Below are 16,032 nucleotides of genomic sequence, written 5' to 3'. Positions count from 1 at the left end.
GCGGGCCCCGCGCGCCCCGACCGGACGGCCCGCCGGCCGGACGCCGCGCACCGTACGCCATCCGCCGGACGCCCCCCGCCGAAACGGCTGAAACTGCGGCCATCCGGAAGGGACGTTCACCAAAACCGCCCCAAGTGCCGCCTCGGACTGGTCAACTTTGTCTCGGGGGTTAAGAGCAAGGCGGGGTACAGCACCACACGCATCACACAGGAGGCCGCCGGTGAGACGAGCGCGCCCAGGGGCGCCGCCCCGTGGGACTGCCGAACGCGCCCTGACCAGTGTCGAGGCCGGAGCCGACTTCGACGAGGCACGGGGCAGGTCCACGGACAGGAAGACCGAGACCACCACCGACACGGATGGGACACGCGAGACACGTGAGGCACGCGCCGGGGAACGGCCCGTGTCCAAGCTCTGGCACATCACCCTCAGCGTGTCGGGCGTGGAGTCGCCGCTGAAGGAGGTGCGACGGGGGCTCGAACAGCTGGCCCACGACCATCCCTTCCTGCTGACCAGCCGCTACGCCAACGATCACGCCGAGATCCGGTACTGGGAGGAGGCCCGCGACCTGCACGACGCGGCGGCCGTCGCCCTGCGCCTGTGGGGCGAGCACCGGCAGACCGCCAAGCTGCCGCCCTGGGAGATCGTGGGCCTGGAGGTCATCGACCGCGAGACCTACCACCAGCGGATCGCGGAGGGCTACGGCCCGCCGCCCGCCGCCCCCGTCGGAGTCCACCCCTACTGAGGGGCGGGACCTCCGGCGGAGGACGACCGGGACACGCCCCGGGACCCGTCCGGGACGCACCGCGGGGTGCGCCCCGGGGCGCGTCCAGGGGCACGTCTCGGAGTGCGGGATACGTGAGGGATGTCCGCGGGGCTGCCAGTACCCTGCGGGCATGACCTCGCTCACGCCCCTCGACAACCTCTCCCCGGTCACCCTGGCCGCCCACCGGGCCCGCGCCGCCGCCGCCGAAATCGCGCCACTCCCGCGCGCGGCCAAGGACGAGGCCCTCCTCGCCGTCGCGGACGCCCTCGAAGCGCGCACCGCCGAGATCGTCGAGGCCAACGCCGTGGACGTCGCCAGGGCCCGCGAGGCCGGCACCGGCGAGGCCGTCGTCGACCGGCTCACCCTCACCCCGGAGCGCGTCCGGGCCATCGCCGCCGACGTCCGCCACGTGGCCGCGCTGCCCGACCCCGTCGGCGAGGTCGTCCGCGGCTCGACCCTCCCCAACGGCATCGACCTGCGCCAGGTCCGCGTCCCCCTCGGCGTCGTCGGCATCATCTACGAGGCCCGCCCGAACGTCACCGTCGACGCCGCCGCCCTCTGCCTCAAGTCCGGCAACGCCGTCCTGCTCCGCGGCTCCTCCTCCGCCTACGCCTCCAACAACGCCCTGGTCACCGTGGTGCGCGACGCCGTCGGGAGCGCCGGGCTGCCCGCCGACGCCGTCCAGCTCGTCCCCGGCGAGTCCCGCGAGTCCGTCCGCGAGCTGATGCGCGCCCGCGGCCTCGTCGACGTCCTCATCCCGCGCGGCGGCGCCTCCCTCATCAAGACCGTCGTCGAGGAGTCCACCGTCCCGGTCATCGAGACCGGCACCGGCAACTGCCACGTCTACGTCGACGCCGACACCGACCTCGACACGGCCGTGGACGTCCTGATCAACTCCAAGGCCCACCGGGTCAGCGTCTGCAACGCCGCCGAGACCCTCCTCGTCCACCAGGACGTCGCCGAGGCCTTCCTGCCCCGGGCCCTCGACGCCCTCGCCGAGGCCGGCGTCACCGTCCACGCCGACGAGCGGACCCTCGCCCTCGCCGAGGGCTCCAAGGCCACCGTCGTCCCGGCCACCACGGAGGACTGGGAGACCGAGTACCTCTCGTACGACATCGCCGCCGCCGTCGTCGACTCCCTCGACGAGGCCGTGGAGCACATCCGGACGTGGTCCTCCGGCCACACCGAGGCGATCGTCACCACCTCGCAGGCCGCGGCCCGCCGCTTCACCCAGCTGGTCGACTCCACCACGGTCGCCGTGAACGCCTCCACCCGGTTCACGGACGGCGGCCAGTTCGGCTTCGGCGCCGAGATCGGCATCTCCACCCAGAAGCTGCACGCCAGGGGCCCCATGGGCCTTCCCGAGCTGACCTCGACCAAGTACATCGTCACCGGCGACGGCCACGTGCGCTGACACCTCCCTCCGGTCCGTACGGGCTTTCGGTACGGGTGGGGAGGCTTCGCACTCTCCCTGCCCAAAACCCCCTTCCGGGTCTACTCTGAATCCGTGCCGGACGACGTGGGGGGCAGGCCGTTCCAGAACGGCGGAGACCCCGAGGACTCTGTCGACCGCGGAGGCGCTGACGAGGTCCACGCCGCCGTGGTTTTCGACGAGGAGTTCGTGAGGGCCGCGACCGTCCACGAGCCGACGGCGGTCGAGCGGCTCCTCGCCGCCGCCCAGGCCCGTGCCGAGGCCGAGTCGGCCCGCGCCCGCGCGGGCGGCGGACCCGTCGACGACGACCCCTACGGGGACGGCCACGAACCGCTGGGCCTCACCTACGAGCCCGACGACATCGGCGACGACGACAGCCCCTACGGCCCCCACGGCGGCGCCCTGCGCCCCTACCGGGGCAGCGCCCGCTGGCACCGGCCCGTCGCCTGGGTCCTCGCCCTCGTCATGGGGGTCGGCATGGTCGCCCTCGCCTTCAGCGCCGTCTACCGGGGCGCCGCCGCCAACCGCCAGGACCAGGTCCCGCCGCCGGCCACCACCGGCGTCGACGCGCCGACCCCGAACCCGGCCCCGCCCGCGGCCCGCGCCCCCGCCGTGGGCTCCGCGTCCCCCGGATAGCCCCCTGGGGCCTCCCGAACCCGAACCGGGCCCGCGACGCTCCCCGACCTCGACCCCGGCCCGTCCCGCACCGGTCCCGCGCCGGAACCCGCCCGCCCCGATGGCGGAATTCTTCGGAACTTGTCGTGTACCTGGGCGTTTACCGAAGCCCCCGCAGACCTACCCTGAAGGTATGGCAGGGCGTGGCGACCCGCCTGAGGGGACACCCGAGGGGTTCCCCGGCGGTGGTGAGGACGAGTACCGATCCGTCGTCTTCGACGAGGCGTTCGTCCGCGCTGCCCGCCTCCAGGAGTTCTCCGCCCGGGAGCGGATGGGCGAGCACGCCCAGGCCGTCCGCAGCCTCCCCACCGGGACGCCCCGGAGCGGCTCCCGCCAGGCGGTCCTGCTGGTCCTGCTGGTCCTCCTCGCCTTCGGCACCGCCGTCTACCTGGGCGTCCGCAACCCGTACCAGCCCCCCGTCGACCAGCGCGCCGAGCCCCTGCGGACCACCGTCGTCCGCCTCGCGCCCCGGGGCCCCGTCCCCGGCGGCGAGCCCGCGCGGCTCTTCGCCCGCAGCCCGGCCGCCGAGTACCGCGTCGGGGCCGCCGGCATCGACCTTCCGGTCGCCGGACGCACCATGCACTTCGCCGAGAGCCAGGTCCTCGCCGCCCTCGACATCGCCAGGGACTACCTCGTCGCCTCCTCGCTGGACCCCGAGGTCCTGAGCGGGGCCACCACGCGCCCCCCGCGCACCCTGCTCGACCCCGACCAGCTGGCGCAGTTCGACCGGAGCGTCGAGTCGCCCGCCGACGACGGCCGGCACGCCCCCGCCGCCTGGCTCGTCCGCTTCGACCCCCGCGCGGTCTCCCTCGCCGATCCCGGCGTCCGCGTCCGGGGCACCCTCCGCTTCGAGGAGACCGGACCCGACACCCTGGACGTCACGGCGGACCACACGTACACCTACGCCCTCCGCCCGGTCGCCCGCGGCACCGGGCCGGTCGCGGCGGCGTCCCTCTTCACCGTCCACCGCGTGGTGCGCTTCCGCTTCGACCGCGAGGACCTGCGGGCGCACCGCGCCGAACTGCTGAGCAGCACCTCGGAGGCCGGACCACAGGCCTGCGACGCGGACACCGCGGGCTCCCTGAAGCCGCTCCTGGCGGGGGCACGGGCCTCCGAGGCGGGCGGCGGCCCGGCGGTCACCGACCCGTACGCCACGGGCCGATCCGCCGCCCCCTCGCTGTGCGGAGTGCTGGCCCCGGGGGCTCAGCCCTCGTTCTGACCGCCCCCGGAGTCCTTCCCGGGGCCCTTCCCCGCGTCGTCGCCGGCCGGGGCGCCGCCCTCGGCCGCGCCGCCGTCCGCCTTCGCGGAGCCCTGGCCGCCGAACCGGTTGCGCAGCCGTCCGCCCAGGTCGCCCGCCAGGTCACCGGCGCCGCCGGCTATGTCCCCGACCAGCTTGAACAGCGGATCCTTGCTGGTCCGCACGGTCTCGGCGTAGTGCCCGGCCGACTCGCGGAAGGAGTCCGAGACCGAGGTGTCCTTGTCCTCCGAACGCTTCGGGTAGTGCCCGTCCATGATCCGCTGGAAGTCGCGGGTCTCCGACCACTTCTTCAGCTCCGCCGCGCGGACGGCGGTGAAGGGGTGCGAGCGCGGCAGCACGTTGAGGATCTTCAGGACCGAGTCCCGCAGGTCCCCGGCCTTCTCGTACTCGTCGGCCTGGGCGAGGAACGCGTCCACGTTCATCTCGTGCAGGTGGTTGCCGCCGGCGATCTTCATCAGGCCGCGCATCGAGGCCCGCACGTCCTGCCCGACGAGCAGTCCGGCCCGGTCGGCGGAGAGCTCCGACTTGCGGAACCACTCGCGCAGCGCCGTCACGACGGCCGTGATCGCGACCGTCCCCAGCGGGATCCAGGCGATCTTGAGCGCCAGGTTGGTGAGGAACAGCAGCACCGTGCGGTACACGGCGTGCCCGGAGAGCGCGTGCCCCACCTCGTGGCCGACGACCGCCCGCATCTCCTCCTCGTCGAGGAGCTCCACGAGGCCGGTGGTGAGCACGATGATCGGCTCGTCCAGGCCGATGCACATCGCGTTGGGCTTCGGGTCCTGCGTCACGTACATCGGCGGGACCTTCTCCAGGTCCAGGATGTAACAGGCGTCCCGCAGCATGTCGTTGAGGTGGCCGAACTGCGCGTCGCTCACCCGGACGGAGTCCGAGAGGTAGAGGAGTCGCAGACTGCGCTCCGGCAGCAGTCCGCTGAGCGCCTTGAAGGCCGTGTCGAAGCCGCTGAGCTTGCGCAGCGCCACCAGTGCCGAGCGGTCGGCCGGGTGCTCGTAGGCCCGCGAGGAGATGCCGGGGAACCGCTTCCGCTGCCTGCTCGGCGCGCTCCCGTGGTCGTTCTCGGTCATGGATGCCCCCTGTTCGTACGAGTCGGTGCTCGTCCCCCTGACTGCCCCCAGACTAGGTGCTGGCGCTACGGTGTGGCGGGGCCTGTGGATAACTCGGGCACCGAGGACGACCGAAGGGCACGACCGACATGCCGGACACAGCCGCCACCGCCGACGCCGCTGCCGCCCTGCTCGCCGCCGCCGCGGACCAGGGCCCGGGCGACACACTCCGGATCGTGCTGCTCGCCTCGATCGTGGGCGGGGTCCTGCTCGCCTGGTTCCTGCTGCGCGGGTACCGCACGGACGATGCGGGCGGCAGGGACGGCGCCGCAGGTGCGGCCGTCACCGCCAAGCCGGGCACCACCGACGGCGTGAGCAGGGGGGACGCCGCCGCCGGCACGGACACCGCCGCCGGTGACGCCGCCGCCAGCACGGACACCGCCGCCCGTAGGGACGCCACCGCCGGGGCGGGCGGCAACACGGAGCGCGACGCGAACGCCTGAGTCGGCGTGAGCGCGTCCGGACGGCCCGCATACGATGTGCGCGAAGTCTCCGCTCCCATCCCCGATCGATAGGTCTGCCGAAGATGAGCCTCCACAGCACCGCTGCCAACCTGGTCACTCTCGCCGAGGGCGCCGAGCACGGCGGCAACCACGAAAGCCTCAGCCCCTACCTCACCGGTATCGGCGCCTTCGGCGCCCTGATGCTCCTGCTGTGGATCACCACCCGCTTCAACCGCGACCGCTGAACCGACACCGCTGATCCGGCGGACGCTGCCGTGCCAGTAGGCTCTGCACGCATGGGAGAGCAGGAAGTGCCTACTGGCGGGCGCGGCAAGCGCCGACTCGGCGTGATGGGCGGAACCTTCGACCCGATCCACCACGGACACCTGGTGGCGGCCAGCGAGGTCGCCGCCCTGTTCCACCTCGACGAGGTGGTGTTCGTGCCGACCGGGCAGCCGTGGCAGAAGAGCCACAAGGCCGTGTCCGCGCCCGAGGACCGCTATCTGATGACGGTCATCGCGACCGCTTCCAACCCGCAGTTCTCGGTCAGCCGGATCGACATCGACCGCGGCGGCGCGACCTACACCATCGACACCCTGCGGGACCTGGCCTCCCTCAACGCCGACTCGGACCTCTTCTTCATCACCGGGGCCGACGCGCTGTCGCAGATCCTCACCTGGCGCGACGCGGAGGAGCTCTTCTCGCTCGCCCACTTCATCGGCGTCACCCGCCCGGGCCACGACCTCACCGACGACGGCCTGCCCAAGGGCGGGGTCTCGCTCGTGGAGATCCCCGCGCTCGCCATCTCCTCCACCGACTGCCGTGCGAGGGTCGCGCAGGGCGATCCCGTCTGGTATCTGGTGCCGGACGGCGTGGTGCGCTACATCGACAAGCGCCAGTTGTACCGCGGCCAGTGAGCTTCGGGGAAGGGCACCGGTGAACGACCAGCAGCATCCGTACGACCCGTACTATCCGCAGCCGCAGATCATCGGCTACGACGAGTACGGGCAGCCGGTGTACCAGCAGCCGCAGCAGCAGCCCGCGCAGCACTACGACCCGTACGGCGGTCAGCAGCATCAGCAGCAGCCGTCGCAGCCGCAGCAGGCGTACGGCTACGACCCCTACGCCCAGCAGCAGCCGCCGCAGGCGCAGCAGCCGCAGCCTTCGTACGACCCGTACGGGCAGCAGGGCTACGCCTATCCCTCCTACGACACCGGGACCGGGACCGGGCAGCAGTGGGCCGCCCAGCCGCAGCCCCAGGCCCAACCACAGCACCAGCCCCAGGCCCAACCGCAGCACCAGTCCCAGCCGCAGTCCCGGACCGAGCCCGCCCGGCCGGCCCCCGAGGCCCCGGCCGCGTCCGTCGCCGCCCCGCCCGGCGTCCCCGGTCAGCGCCCCGCCTCCGAGCGCCCCGGTCGCCCCGCCCCGTCCCGCACGGACGACGACCGCGAGTACCGCACCGAGCAGTTCTCGTTCATCGAGGAGCCCGACGAGGACTCCGAGGACGTCATCGACTGGCTCAAGTTCACCGAGAGCCGCTCGGAGCGGCGCGAGGAGGCCAGGCGGCGGGGCCGCAACCGGATCGTCGCGCTCGTCGTCGTCCTCGCGCTCGCCGTCGTCGGCGGCGTCGGCTACCTGTGGTCCGCGGGCCTGCTCCCCGGCACCTCCGCACCCGAGGAGAAGGGGGCCGCCGCGACCGGCCCCCAGAAGCGCGACACCATCGTGGTCCACCTCCACGACACCACGAACGGCGGAACGTCCACCGCCCTGCTCGTGGAGAACGCGACCACCCGCCAGGGCACCACCGTCCTGCTCCCCGGCTCCGTCGTCGTCGCCGACTCGGAGGGCTCCGCGACCACCCTCGGCAAGTCGGTCGAGGACGACGGCTCCAGCGGCACACGGGAGTCGATCGGCAACCTCCTCGGCACGAGGATCACCGGCACCTGGCGCCTGGACACCCCGTACCTGGAGAACCTCGTCGAGGTCGTCAGCGGCATCGAGACCGACACCGACACCGACGTGCCCGCCCCCAAGGACGGCGCCGAACCGCTCGTCAGGAAGGGCGAGAAGCAGACGCTGAACGGTCGCGCGGCCGTCGCCTACGCCACCTACCGGGCCCCCGGCGAGGCCGACGCCAAGCAGCTCCAGCGCTTCGGCCAGGTCCTGTACGGGGTGCTGCGGAAGATCTCCGACGACCCCGCGGCCGCCACGGTCACCATCGAGACCCTCCAGCAGATCCTCGACCCCTCGCTCCCGGAGAAGGACCTCGGCGCCTCCCTGGCCAGGCTCGCCGAGCACGCCAAGGTCGGCTCCTACAAGACGGCCCTGCTCCCGGTGGAGGAGGACGGCACGCTGACCGGCGGCGCGAGCGACAGCGTCGTGCGGGACATCCTCGGCGGCAAGGTCACCGCCCCCGAGACCGACGGGGTCACCCGGGTCTCCCTGCGGGACGGCTCCGGCAGGAACGCGACCGAGGCCGCCCGGATCGTGCTGGCCAACGGCGGCTACGCCTTCGTGGGCGGCACCGGGGCGCCGGTCCAGGAGAAGTCCGAGGTCCTCTACCGCGACGACGCCCAGAAGGCGGCGGCCGCCGAGGTGGCCAAGACGCTCGGCCTCCCGGCCGCCTCGGTCGGCAAGGGCGAGACCACGGGATCGGCCGCCGTCACCGTCGTCCTGGGCCGGGACTACAAGCTCCCGGAGGCCCGCTAGCGGCGCTCCGGAAAAGTCAGACGGCGCCGTCGGCGGTCCGTGAGACCCTGGAGGGGTACTGGACCGCCGACGAAAGCCTGCTTGTGACCGCTACGGACCGTTCCATCGAGCTCGTCAAGACCGCCGCCCAGGCGGCCGCCGACCGGCTCGCGCACGACATCATCGCGTACGACGTCAGCGACGTGCTGTCGATCACCGACGCCTTCCTGCTCGCCTCCGCGCCCAACGACCGCCAGGTCAAGTCGATCGTCGACGAGATCGAGGAGCGGCTGCTCAAGGAGCTCGGCGCCAAGCCGGTCCGCCGCGAGGGCGACCGCGACGCGCGCTGGATCCTGCTGGACTACGTCGACATCGTCGTCCACGTCCAGCACAGCGAGGAGCGGGTCTTCTACGCCCTGGAGCGGCTGTGGAAGGACTGCCCCGAGCTGGAGCTGCCCGAGGACGCCGCGAAGACCCGCGGCAAGGCCGCCGAGCACGCCGCCCTGACCGGCGTCGACACCACCGGCCACGCCTCCGGCCTCCCCGACGGACCGGACGGTGAGCTGAGCTGAGCGCCACCAGGGGCGGCACCGGCCGCCGCATCGTCCTCTGGCGCCACGGCCAGACCTCCTGGAACCTGGAGCGCCGCTTCCAGGGCTCGACCGACATCGAGCTGACGGAGACCGGCGTCGCCCAGGCGCGCCGGGCCGCACGGCTGCTCGCCGCGCTCCAGCCGGACGCCGTCGTGGCCTCCGACCTGAAGCGGGCGGCGGCCACCGCCGCCGAACTCGCCGCGCTCACCGGCCACGACGTCGCCCACGACGCCGCACTGCGCGAGACGTACGCGGGGGAGTGGCAGGGGCTGACCCACGACGAGATCGTGGCGCGGTACGGCGAGCAGTACGCCGCCTGGAAGCGCGGCGAGCCCGTGCGCCGGGGCGGCGGCGAGCTGGAGACCGAGGTGGCCGACCGGGCCGCCCCCGTGGTCCTGGAGCACGCCGACAAGCTCCCCGAGAACGGCACGCTCGTCGTGGTCAGCCACGGCGGCACCATCCGCACCACCATCGGCCGGCTCCTGGGCCTGGAGGCCCGGCACTGGGAGAGCCTGGGCGGGCTCTCGAACTGCTGCTGGTCCGTCCTCGGCGAGGGCGCGCGCGGCTGGCGCCTGATGGAGCACAACGCCGGCACGCTGCCCGAGCCGGTCCTCGGCGACGACGACTGAGCCCCGCGGAGCCCGCGACGGGCCTGCCGGACCCGGATTTCACTTTCCGGCAGGTCACAGGCTAGAGTTCTTCTTGTTCGCAGCGCGGAGCGCGAAGAACACGAGGGGCTATAGCTCAGTTGGTAGAGCGCCTGCATGGCATGCAGGAGGTCAGGAGTTCAATTCTCCTTAGCTCCACAGTCACCGAATCCCGTCCCCACCAGGGGGCGGGATTCGTCGTTTCACCACGTTGTCCCGAGTACGCCGGCCCCCTTGCGGGGCCATGGCAGAATCGGACGGCCGGAGGGGGACAGGATCCGGACGGGAGGGTGGCCCACGTGCTCGGCGACAACGGCAGGGTGTCCTGTCGGCGCACGACCAGGCGCACGACGGGAACCGCGACCCGCGGCCACGGCTGGAGCTGACTGATGGGTGCACACAGGCGGAAGTGCGACTGGTGCGGCAGCGGCACGCCCATCGTGCGCGACATGGACCCCGTCAACACCGGGTTCCAGTACTGGTGCGAGGAGTGCGCGCGGGCGCTGATCATAAAAGGCGACCCGATCGAGACCTACCGCGAGCTGGAGGGGGAGCCGATCTACGGCCGGCTCCTCGACGAGCACTGCACCCTCAAGCGGTTCTACTCCTTCGCCACGGCCTGAGGCTCCCGCGCCGCCGGACGCTCCTGCTCCGGTACGGCCTCCGGGAGCGGGTCCGCCGCCGTCGCACCGGTCCCTTCCGTGCCGGCGACGCCCGTTCCCCGGCCCGCCTCCGTCCCGCGCGGCCTCCGCCGCGTCAGCACGTACCCCACGAGCAGCGCCGTCGTCGTCAGCGGATAGACGGCGGAGAGCAGCATCTGGCCCGCGTTCTGGTCCAGTTCGGGGCGACCCGGGTCGTGCGGGACCCACCACAGCGCGAACGACGCGAACACCAGGGCCACCGGTCCCGCCACCCGCCACGCGCGCGTGGCGCGGTCCGCGAGCAGGATCAGCAGCGGCACGCACCAGACCCAGTGGTGGGACCACGAGATCGGGCTGATCATCAGCGCCGTGAACGCGCAGACGACCACCGCCACGGCCTTGTCGCCGCGCAGCGCGGCCCGCACCGCCACCACCATCGCGACGCCGCCCATGAGGGCCGCCGTCACCGCCCACCACGTGCCCGGGTCGTCGGTGTGCATCAGCCGGGCCAGGACGCCGCGGATCGACTGGTTGGCGGTCTCCTCGGCGAAACCGACCCGGCCCGTCTCGAACAGGGTCCCGGTCCAGAACTTCTTCGAGTCCGCGGGCAGCGCGACCACCACGGCCAGCGTCGTCCCGAGGAACACCCCCGTCGCCGTCGCCGCCGTGCGCAGCCACTGGTTCCAGGACCGGTCACGGCGCCACAGCAGCAGACCCGCGACGAGCAGCAGGACCACGAAGAGCCCCGGTGTGAGTTTCACCGCGGTCGCCAGGCCGATGCCGAGGCCCGCCCAGCGGCTGCCCGCGCGGCGCGTGAGGTCCCAGAGCACCGCCACGGCTATGAGCAGGTTGATCTGGCCGTACCGCAGGGTCGTCCACACCGGCTCGCACCAGACCACGACCGCGGCGATCCAGAACGTCACGCGCCACAGGTCCGCGCGGGACAGCGACGGACGGACCAACCGGACCGACAGCTGGACCAGGGCGACCACCAGGAGCAGGTTCCCCCCGGTGCTGAGCGTCCGCATCAGCGGTACGCCCACCAGGGTCAGCGGGACGAACAGCAGGGCCGCGAAGGGCGGGTACGTCATGCCGAGGTTCGCCGAGGTGGCGCGCATCGCGTACAGGTCGCCGCCGGCCCGGACCGTCTCGCCCTCGGCCCGGTAGACCATCACGTCGAGCATGTTCACGTGGGCGAGGCGTTGCGCCACCCAGAAGGCGGCGAACGAGAGCAGGCAGACCGCCGCGGCGGTGACCAGGGGCCACGGCCGGACGCGGGTTTTCGAGAGCACGGAGACGGACACAGTCGGCGACCCTACCCGGCGGTCCGGAAGGGCTCCGGGAATCGATTTGGAGATCTGCCGGGAGGCCGGTTAATGTTCTGTCTGTCGCCGCGAGGGAAACCGCACCGGAGACGGAAAGCAAGGGGCTATAGCTCAGTTGGTAGAGCGCCTGCATGGCATGCAGGAGGTCAGGAGTTCAATTCTCCTTAGCTCCACAGAAAATCCACGGAAGATCGTGGAACGGAGAGCGGGTCACCCGGATCGGGTGGCCCGCTCTCTCGCGTCCCGCCCCGCAGAACGCCGGTGCGGCCCGTACGGCCGCTGCGGTACCCTGGCGCCATGCGTGCCGTACGCCTTCTGCTTACCGAGCCGCGCTGACCAGTCCCGACGGGCGACAGACATTCCGTCGGAGTCGGCGCGGCATCCCCTCCTGTGCGAGGGGATTTTTCATTTCGGGCAGTCAGTGGCCGTGGGCAGAGACGATCGATGGAGCTTCAAGGACCATGACCGAGATCAATACGGCCGCCGAGACGGCGGCCCCGCATCGCTACACGGCGGCCATGGCCGCCGACATCGAGGCACGCTGGCAGGACTTCTGGGACGCCGAGGGCACGTACGAGGCCCCGAACCCCACCGGTGACCTGGCGGGCGACCCCGCGGTCGCCGCACGGCCCAAGAAGTTCATCATGGACATGTTCCCGTACCCCTCGGGCGCGGGACTGCACGTCGGCCACCCCCTGGGTTACATCGCGACGGACGTCTTCGCCCGCCACGCGCGCATGACCGGCCACAACGTGCTGCACACCCTGGGCTTCGACGCCTTCGGCCTGCCGGCCGAGCAGTACGCCGTGCAGACGGGCACGCACCCGCGCGTGTCCACCGAGGCCAACATGGAGAACATGAAGGTCCAGCTGCGCCGGCTGGGCCTGGGCCACGACAAGCGCCGGTCGTTCGCCACGATCGACCCGGAGTACTACAAGTGGACCCAGTGGATCTTCCTGCAGATCTTCGACTCCTGGTACGACGACGAGGCCGGCAGGGCCCGTCCGATCGCCGAGCTGGTCGAGCAGTTCGCGAACGGCACGCGTGAGGTTCCCGGCACCACGCGCGCGTGGAGCGAGCTGAGCGCCGCCGAGCGCTCCGACGTCCTGGGCGAGTACCGCCTGGCGTACGCCTCCGACGCGCCCGTCAACTGGTGCCCCGGCCTGGGCACCGTCCTGGCCAACGAGGAGGTCACCGCCGACGGACGCTCCGAGCGCGGCAACTTCCCCGTCTTCAAGTCCAAGCTGCGCCAGTGGAACATGCGGATCACCGCCTACGCGGACCGCCTGCTGGACGACCTGGACGCGCTGGACTGGCCCGAGGCCATCAAGCTGCAGCAGCGGAACTGGATCGGCCGCTCCGAGGGCGCCCGCGTCGACTTCCAGGTCGGCGACGCCGGTGCCATCACCGTCTTCACCACCCGCCAGGACACCCTGTTCGGCGCCACCTACATGGTCCTGGCCCCCGAGCACGACCTGGTCGAGAAGATCGTTCCGGCCGCCTGGCCCGAGGGCACCCACGACGTGTGGACCGGCGGCCACGCCACCCCCGCCGAGGCCGTCGACGCCTACCGCAAGCAGGCCGCCTCCAAGTCCGACGTCGAGCGCCAGGCCGAGGCCAAGGACAAGACGGGCGTCTTCACCGGCGCGTACGCGACCAACCCGGTCAGCGGCGAGCGGGTCCCGGTCTTCATCGCCGACTACGTCCTGATGGGCTACGGCACCGGCGCCATCATGGCCGTCCCGGCCCACGACAGCCGCGACTTCGCCTTCGCGCGCGCCTTCGAGCTGCCGATGCGCTGCGTCGTCGAGCCCTCGGACGACCGCGGCACCGACCCCTCCACCTGGGACGACGCCTTCTCCTCCTACGAGGCGAAGCTGGTCGGCTCCGCCAACGGCGAGATCTCCCTGGACGGCCTGGGCGTCGTCGACGCCAAGGCCCGGATCACCGCCTGGCTGGCCGACCGGGGCATCGGCGAGGGCACCGTCAACTTCCGGCTGCGCGACTGGCTGTTCAGCCGCCAGCGGTACTGGGGCGAGCCCTTCCCGATCGTCTACGACGAGGACGGCGTCGCCCACGCGCTGCCTGAGTCGATGCTGCCGCTGGAGCTGCCCGAGGTCGAGGACTACTCGCCGCGCACCTTCGACCCGGACGACGCGGACACCCGCCCGGAGACCCCGCTGTCCCGCAACGAGGACTGGGTGAACGTCACCCTGGACCTGGGCGACGGCCCCAAGAAGTACCGCCGCGAGACCAACACCATGCCCAACTGGGCCGGTTCCTGCTGGTACGAGCTGCGCTACCTGGACCCGCACAACTCCGAGAAGCTGGTCGACCCGGCCGTCGAGCAGTACTGGATGGGCCCCCGCGAGGGCATGCCCACCGGTGGCGTCGACCTGTACGTCGGCGGCGCCGAGCACGCCGTGCTGCACCTGCTGTACGCGCGCTTCTGGTCCAAGGTCCTGTTCGACCTGGGCCACGTCTCCTCGGCCGAACCCTTCCACAAGCTGTACAACCAGGGCATGATCCAGGCCTTCGTCTACCGGGACGCGCGCGGGATCGCCGTGCCGGCGGCCGAGGTCGAGGAGCGCGACGGCGGCTTCTGGTACCAGGGCGAGAAGGTCTCCCGCGTCCTGGGCAAGATGGGCAAGTCCCTGAAGAACGCCGTGACGCCGGACGAGATCTGCTCCGAGTACGGCGCCGACACCCTGCGCCTGTACGAGATGGCGATGGGGCCGCTGGACGTGTCGCGTCCCTGGGACACGCGCGCGGTGGTCGGCCAGTACCGGCTGCTGCAGCGGCTGTGGCGCAACATCGTCGACGAGTCGACCGGCGAGGTCACCGTCGTCGACGCCGCGCCCGACGAGGACACGCTGCGCGCCCTGCACAAGGCGATCGACGGCGTCGCGCAGGACATGGCCGCGATGCGCTTCAACACCGCCATCGCCAAGATCACCGAGCTGAACAACCACCTGACCAAGACGGGCGGCGCGGTCTCCCGCACGGTCGCCGAGCAGCTGGTGCTGCTGGTCGCCCCGCTGGCGCCGCACATCGCCGAGGAGCTGTGGCGCAGGCTGGGCCACACCGGGTCGGTCGTCCACCGGGACTTCCCGGTCGCCGACCCGGCGTACGTCGTCGACGAGACCGTGACCTGCGTCGTGCAGATCAAGGGCAAGGTCAAGGCCCGCCTGGAGGTCTCCCCGTCGATCACGGACGCGGACCTGGAGGCGCTCGCCCTGGCCGACCCGCACGTGGTCACGGCGCTGGGCGGTGCCGAGATCCGCAAGGTGATCGTGCGCGCGCCGAAGCTGGTCAACATCGTCGCGGGCTAGTCGGCCGGCTGATCGGTCGGTCTGCTGGCCGTCGGGCCGGTGACGCGCGGTCGTTGAACGGCCGGGCACAGGGGTTTCCCCTACGGGCAGGTTGGGGGTTCCGATGGAACCCTCGGCCTGCCCGTTCCGTTTACCGTGGAGGGACCACAACCGTGTGGTGAGTCGACCGATGCCGGAGGGGCGCCCATGGAAGCCACGATTCTCACGATCCTGGCGCTGCTCTTCTTCGCCTTCGTGGCGCTCGGGGTGTACGCGGCGGTGAAGGTGACGAAGGCCGCCAAGCGCGGTGTCGACCGCACCCTGGACCAGGCCCGGCGCACGGTCGAGGACACCACGCTGCGGGCCAAGAGCTTCGGCCAGGCCGGCGCGGCGGGCGAGCTGGCCCGGCTGCGGCTCTCGCTGCGCACCTCGATGCGGGCCACGCAGGAGGCGCTGCAGGCGGGCGTCGGGCAGGACGCCTCGCTGAAGGAGTCGCTCGACCTGTTCAACCGGCTCAGCGGACACGGCCTCGAACTCGACGCCGACCTCAAGCGCCTGGAGCGGGAGCCCGACCGGGCGTGGGTGGCCGGACAGCTCCCCGAACTCACCGCGCGGACCGAGCGGATCACCAGCTCGGCCGACGCGCTGCGCCGCGCCGCCCGGGACCGGGCCGTGCGGTTCGCCGAGGACGACCTGTCGACGCTCAGCGCCCAGATCGACGTCGAGGCCGGAGCCCTGCGCCACTGGACCGACCCGGAGCCCGCGCCGGGCGCCACCGACCCGGGCACGGAGGAGCGGGGACGTCACACCCCTGGGAACTCCGCCGGGGCCACCGGCCGGACGGCGGACACTGCGGCCCGGAGCGAGCCGTCCGCGATCACGGGGCCCGATCCCCGGCTGGCCGCGTACCCCTGGGAGAAGACGGCCCGTCCGGAGACCACCACCTGACGGCACGGTCGGCCGGACGGCCGTTCGTTCATAAGGCGGTTCGGAAAGCCGTTCGGAAAGAGGCCCGGACGGTCGTTCGGAAAGCCGTTCAGAAGGCTGTGAGGAGTCGGTCGCGGGCCGCTCGGGGGACCGGTCGGAGGGGTGGCCGTGAGCCGGTGTGTTCGTCGGCGTCCCGGGATCCGGC

At 72.3% G+C, this 16,032-nt stretch carries 15 protein-coding genes and 2 tRNA genes; 15 read left to right on the top strand and 2 right to left on the bottom strand.

The genetic code is table 11. The features are described 5' to 3' along the window. Nucleotides 1-220: 220 nt before the first annotated feature. The 4 genes from ACIQKA_RS09575 to ACIQKA_RS09560 all read left to right on the top strand — a co-directional run bounded on the left by ACIQKA_RS09575 (nt 221) and on the right by ACIQKA_RS09560 (nt 4,089). Nucleotides 221-742: a hypothetical protein gene (locus ACIQKA_RS09575; RefSeq protein WP_383152443.1), complete on the top strand. Its 522-nt coding sequence runs from the start codon at nt 221-223 to the stop codon at nt 740-742. Nucleotides 743-893: 151 nt separating this feature from the next. Continuing rightward, complete coding sequence (locus tag ACIQKA_RS09570) at nt 894-2,177, top strand: glutamate-5-semialdehyde dehydrogenase (RefSeq protein ID WP_383428765.1); 1,284 nt, start codon at nt 894-896, stop codon at nt 2,175-2,177. 93 nt (nt 2,178-2,270) lie between these two features. Then, entirely contained in the window at nt 2,271-2,831 is a 561-nt protein-coding gene (locus tag ACIQKA_RS09565) for a hypothetical protein (protein WP_383152441.1), read from the top strand. A gap of 172 nt (nt 2,832-3,003) precedes the next feature. Next, a complete protein-coding gene (locus ACIQKA_RS09560) occupies nt 3,004-4,089 on the top strand; it encodes a hypothetical protein (protein WP_383152440.1) in 1,086 nt (361 codons plus the stop codon). Here ACIQKA_RS09560 and ACIQKA_RS09555 read toward each other — a convergent pair. After that, nucleotides 4,074-5,213, bottom strand: coding sequence for a M48 family metallopeptidase (locus tag ACIQKA_RS09555; protein ID WP_402540558.1), 1,140 nt, complete (start codon nt 5,211-5,213; stop codon nt 4,074-4,076). The two genes, ACIQKA_RS09560 and ACIQKA_RS09555, sit on opposite strands and share 16 nt — an antisense overlap. A gap of 128 nt (nt 5,214-5,341) precedes the next feature. On the opposite strand from ACIQKA_RS09555, the gene ACIQKA_RS09550 reads away from it, so the two are divergent. The 8 genes from ACIQKA_RS09550 to ACIQKA_RS09515 all read left to right on the top strand — a co-directional run bounded on the left by ACIQKA_RS09550 (nt 5,342) and on the right by ACIQKA_RS09515 (nt 10,246). Further along, the gene (locus ACIQKA_RS09550) at nt 5,342-5,695 is read left to right on the top strand and encodes a hypothetical protein (protein ID WP_402540623.1); all 354 of its coding nucleotides are present in this window, start codon (nt 5,342-5,344) and stop codon (nt 5,693-5,695) included. 83 nt (nt 5,696-5,778) lie between these two features. Beyond that, nucleotides 5,779-5,940 carry a hypothetical protein gene (locus ACIQKA_RS09545; protein ID WP_366374631.1) on the top strand — a complete coding sequence of 54 codons (162 nt, stop codon included), beginning with the start codon at nt 5,779-5,781 and terminating at the stop codon, nt 5,938-5,940. Between the two features lie 51 nt (nt 5,941-5,991). After that, nucleotides 5,992-6,612: a nicotinate-nucleotide adenylyltransferase gene (gene nadD / locus ACIQKA_RS09540; RefSeq protein WP_383152438.1), complete on the top strand. Its 621-nt coding sequence runs from the start codon at nt 5,992-5,994 to the stop codon at nt 6,610-6,612. Nucleotides 6,613-6,631: 19 nt separating this feature from the next. Further along, a complete protein-coding gene (locus tag ACIQKA_RS09535; RefSeq protein WP_402540556.1) occupies nt 6,632-8,404 on the top strand; it encodes an LCP family protein in 1,773 nt (590 codons plus the stop codon). An 83-nt stretch (nt 8,405-8,487) separates the two neighbouring features. Continuing rightward, nucleotides 8,488-8,955: a ribosome silencing factor gene (rsfS, locus tag ACIQKA_RS09530; protein WP_125666974.1), complete on the top strand. Its 468-nt coding sequence runs from the start codon at nt 8,488-8,490 to the stop codon at nt 8,953-8,955. Continuing rightward, entirely contained in the window at nt 8,952-9,605 is a 654-nt protein-coding gene (locus tag ACIQKA_RS09525) for a histidine phosphatase family protein (protein ID WP_383152464.1), read from the top strand. The genes rsfS and ACIQKA_RS09525 overlap by 4 nt, the downstream gene beginning before the upstream one ends. Nucleotides 9,606-9,709: 104 nt before the next feature. Further along, nucleotides 9,710-9,782: transfer RNA gene (locus tag ACIQKA_RS09520), tRNA-Ala, on the top strand. 230 nt (nt 9,783-10,012) lie between these two features. Next, entirely contained in the window at nt 10,013-10,246 is a 234-nt protein-coding gene (locus tag ACIQKA_RS09515; RefSeq protein WP_017239283.1) for a hypothetical protein, read from the top strand. On the opposite strand, the gene ACIQKA_RS09510 is transcribed toward ACIQKA_RS09515, so the two are convergent. Beyond that, complete coding sequence (locus tag ACIQKA_RS09510; protein WP_383440588.1) at nt 10,225-11,568, bottom strand: glycosyltransferase 87 family protein; 1,344 nt, start codon at nt 11,566-11,568, stop codon at nt 10,225-10,227. The genes ACIQKA_RS09515 and ACIQKA_RS09510 overlap by 22 nt on opposite strands. A 121-nt stretch (nt 11,569-11,689) precedes the next feature. Here ACIQKA_RS09510 and ACIQKA_RS09505 point away from each other — a divergent pair. The 3 genes from ACIQKA_RS09505 (at nt 11,690) to ACIQKA_RS09495 (ending at nt 15,848) form a co-directional block, all read left to right on the top strand. Next, nucleotides 11,690-11,762: transfer RNA gene (locus ACIQKA_RS09505), tRNA-Ala, on the top strand. Nucleotides 11,763-12,050: 288 nt separating this feature from the next. Continuing rightward, the gene (gene leuS / locus ACIQKA_RS09500) at nt 12,051-14,921 is read left to right on the top strand and encodes a leucine--tRNA ligase (RefSeq protein WP_383152435.1); all 2,871 of its coding nucleotides are present in this window, start codon (nt 12,051-12,053) and stop codon (nt 14,919-14,921) included. Between the two features lie 186 nt (nt 14,922-15,107). After that, nucleotides 15,108-15,848: a hypothetical protein gene (locus ACIQKA_RS09495; RefSeq protein WP_402540555.1), complete on the top strand. Its 741-nt coding sequence runs from the start codon at nt 15,108-15,110 to the stop codon at nt 15,846-15,848. Nucleotides 15,849-16,032: the final 184 nt, after the last annotated feature.

Origin of the sequence: Streptomyces sp. NPDC092045, assembly GCF_044756005.1 — a bacterium.
In the GTDB taxonomy this organism is placed as follows: Bacteria; Actinomycetota; Actinomycetes; order Streptomycetales; family Streptomycetaceae; genus Streptomyces.
This window is presented reverse-complemented; position numbering and strand designations above follow the sequence as displayed.

Excerpts from the sequence above, each read along its gene's own strand:
- ACIQKA_RS09515 (WP_017239283.1), top strand. The coding sequence starts at position 10,013 with ATGGGTGCACACAGGCGGAAGTGCGACTGGTGCGGCAGCGGCACGCCC.
- ACIQKA_RS09560 (WP_383152440.1), top strand. The coding sequence starts at position 3,004 with ATGGCAGGGCGTGGCGACCCGCCTGAGGGGACACCCGAGGGGTTCCCC.
- ACIQKA_RS09545 (WP_366374631.1), top strand. The coding sequence starts at position 5,779 with ATGAGCCTCCACAGCACCGCTGCCAACCTGGTCACTCTCGCCGAGGGC.
- leuS (WP_383152435.1), top strand. The coding sequence starts at position 12,051 with ATGACCGAGATCAATACGGCCGCCGAGACGGCGGCCCCGCATCGCTAC.
- ACIQKA_RS09570 (WP_383428765.1), top strand. The coding sequence starts at position 894 with ATGACCTCGCTCACGCCCCTCGACAACCTCTCCCCGGTCACCCTGGCC.
- ACIQKA_RS09550 (WP_402540623.1), top strand. The coding sequence starts at position 5,342 with ATGCCGGACACAGCCGCCACCGCCGACGCCGCTGCCGCCCTGCTCGCC.
- nadD (WP_383152438.1), top strand. The coding sequence starts at position 5,992 with ATGGGAGAGCAGGAAGTGCCTACTGGCGGGCGCGGCAAGCGCCGACTC.
- ACIQKA_RS09495 (WP_402540555.1), top strand. The coding sequence starts at position 15,108 with ATGGAAGCCACGATTCTCACGATCCTGGCGCTGCTCTTCTTCGCCTTC.
- ACIQKA_RS09555 (WP_402540558.1), bottom strand. The coding sequence starts at position 5,213 with ATGACCGAGAACGACCACGGGAGCGCGCCGAGCAGGCAGCGGAAGCGG.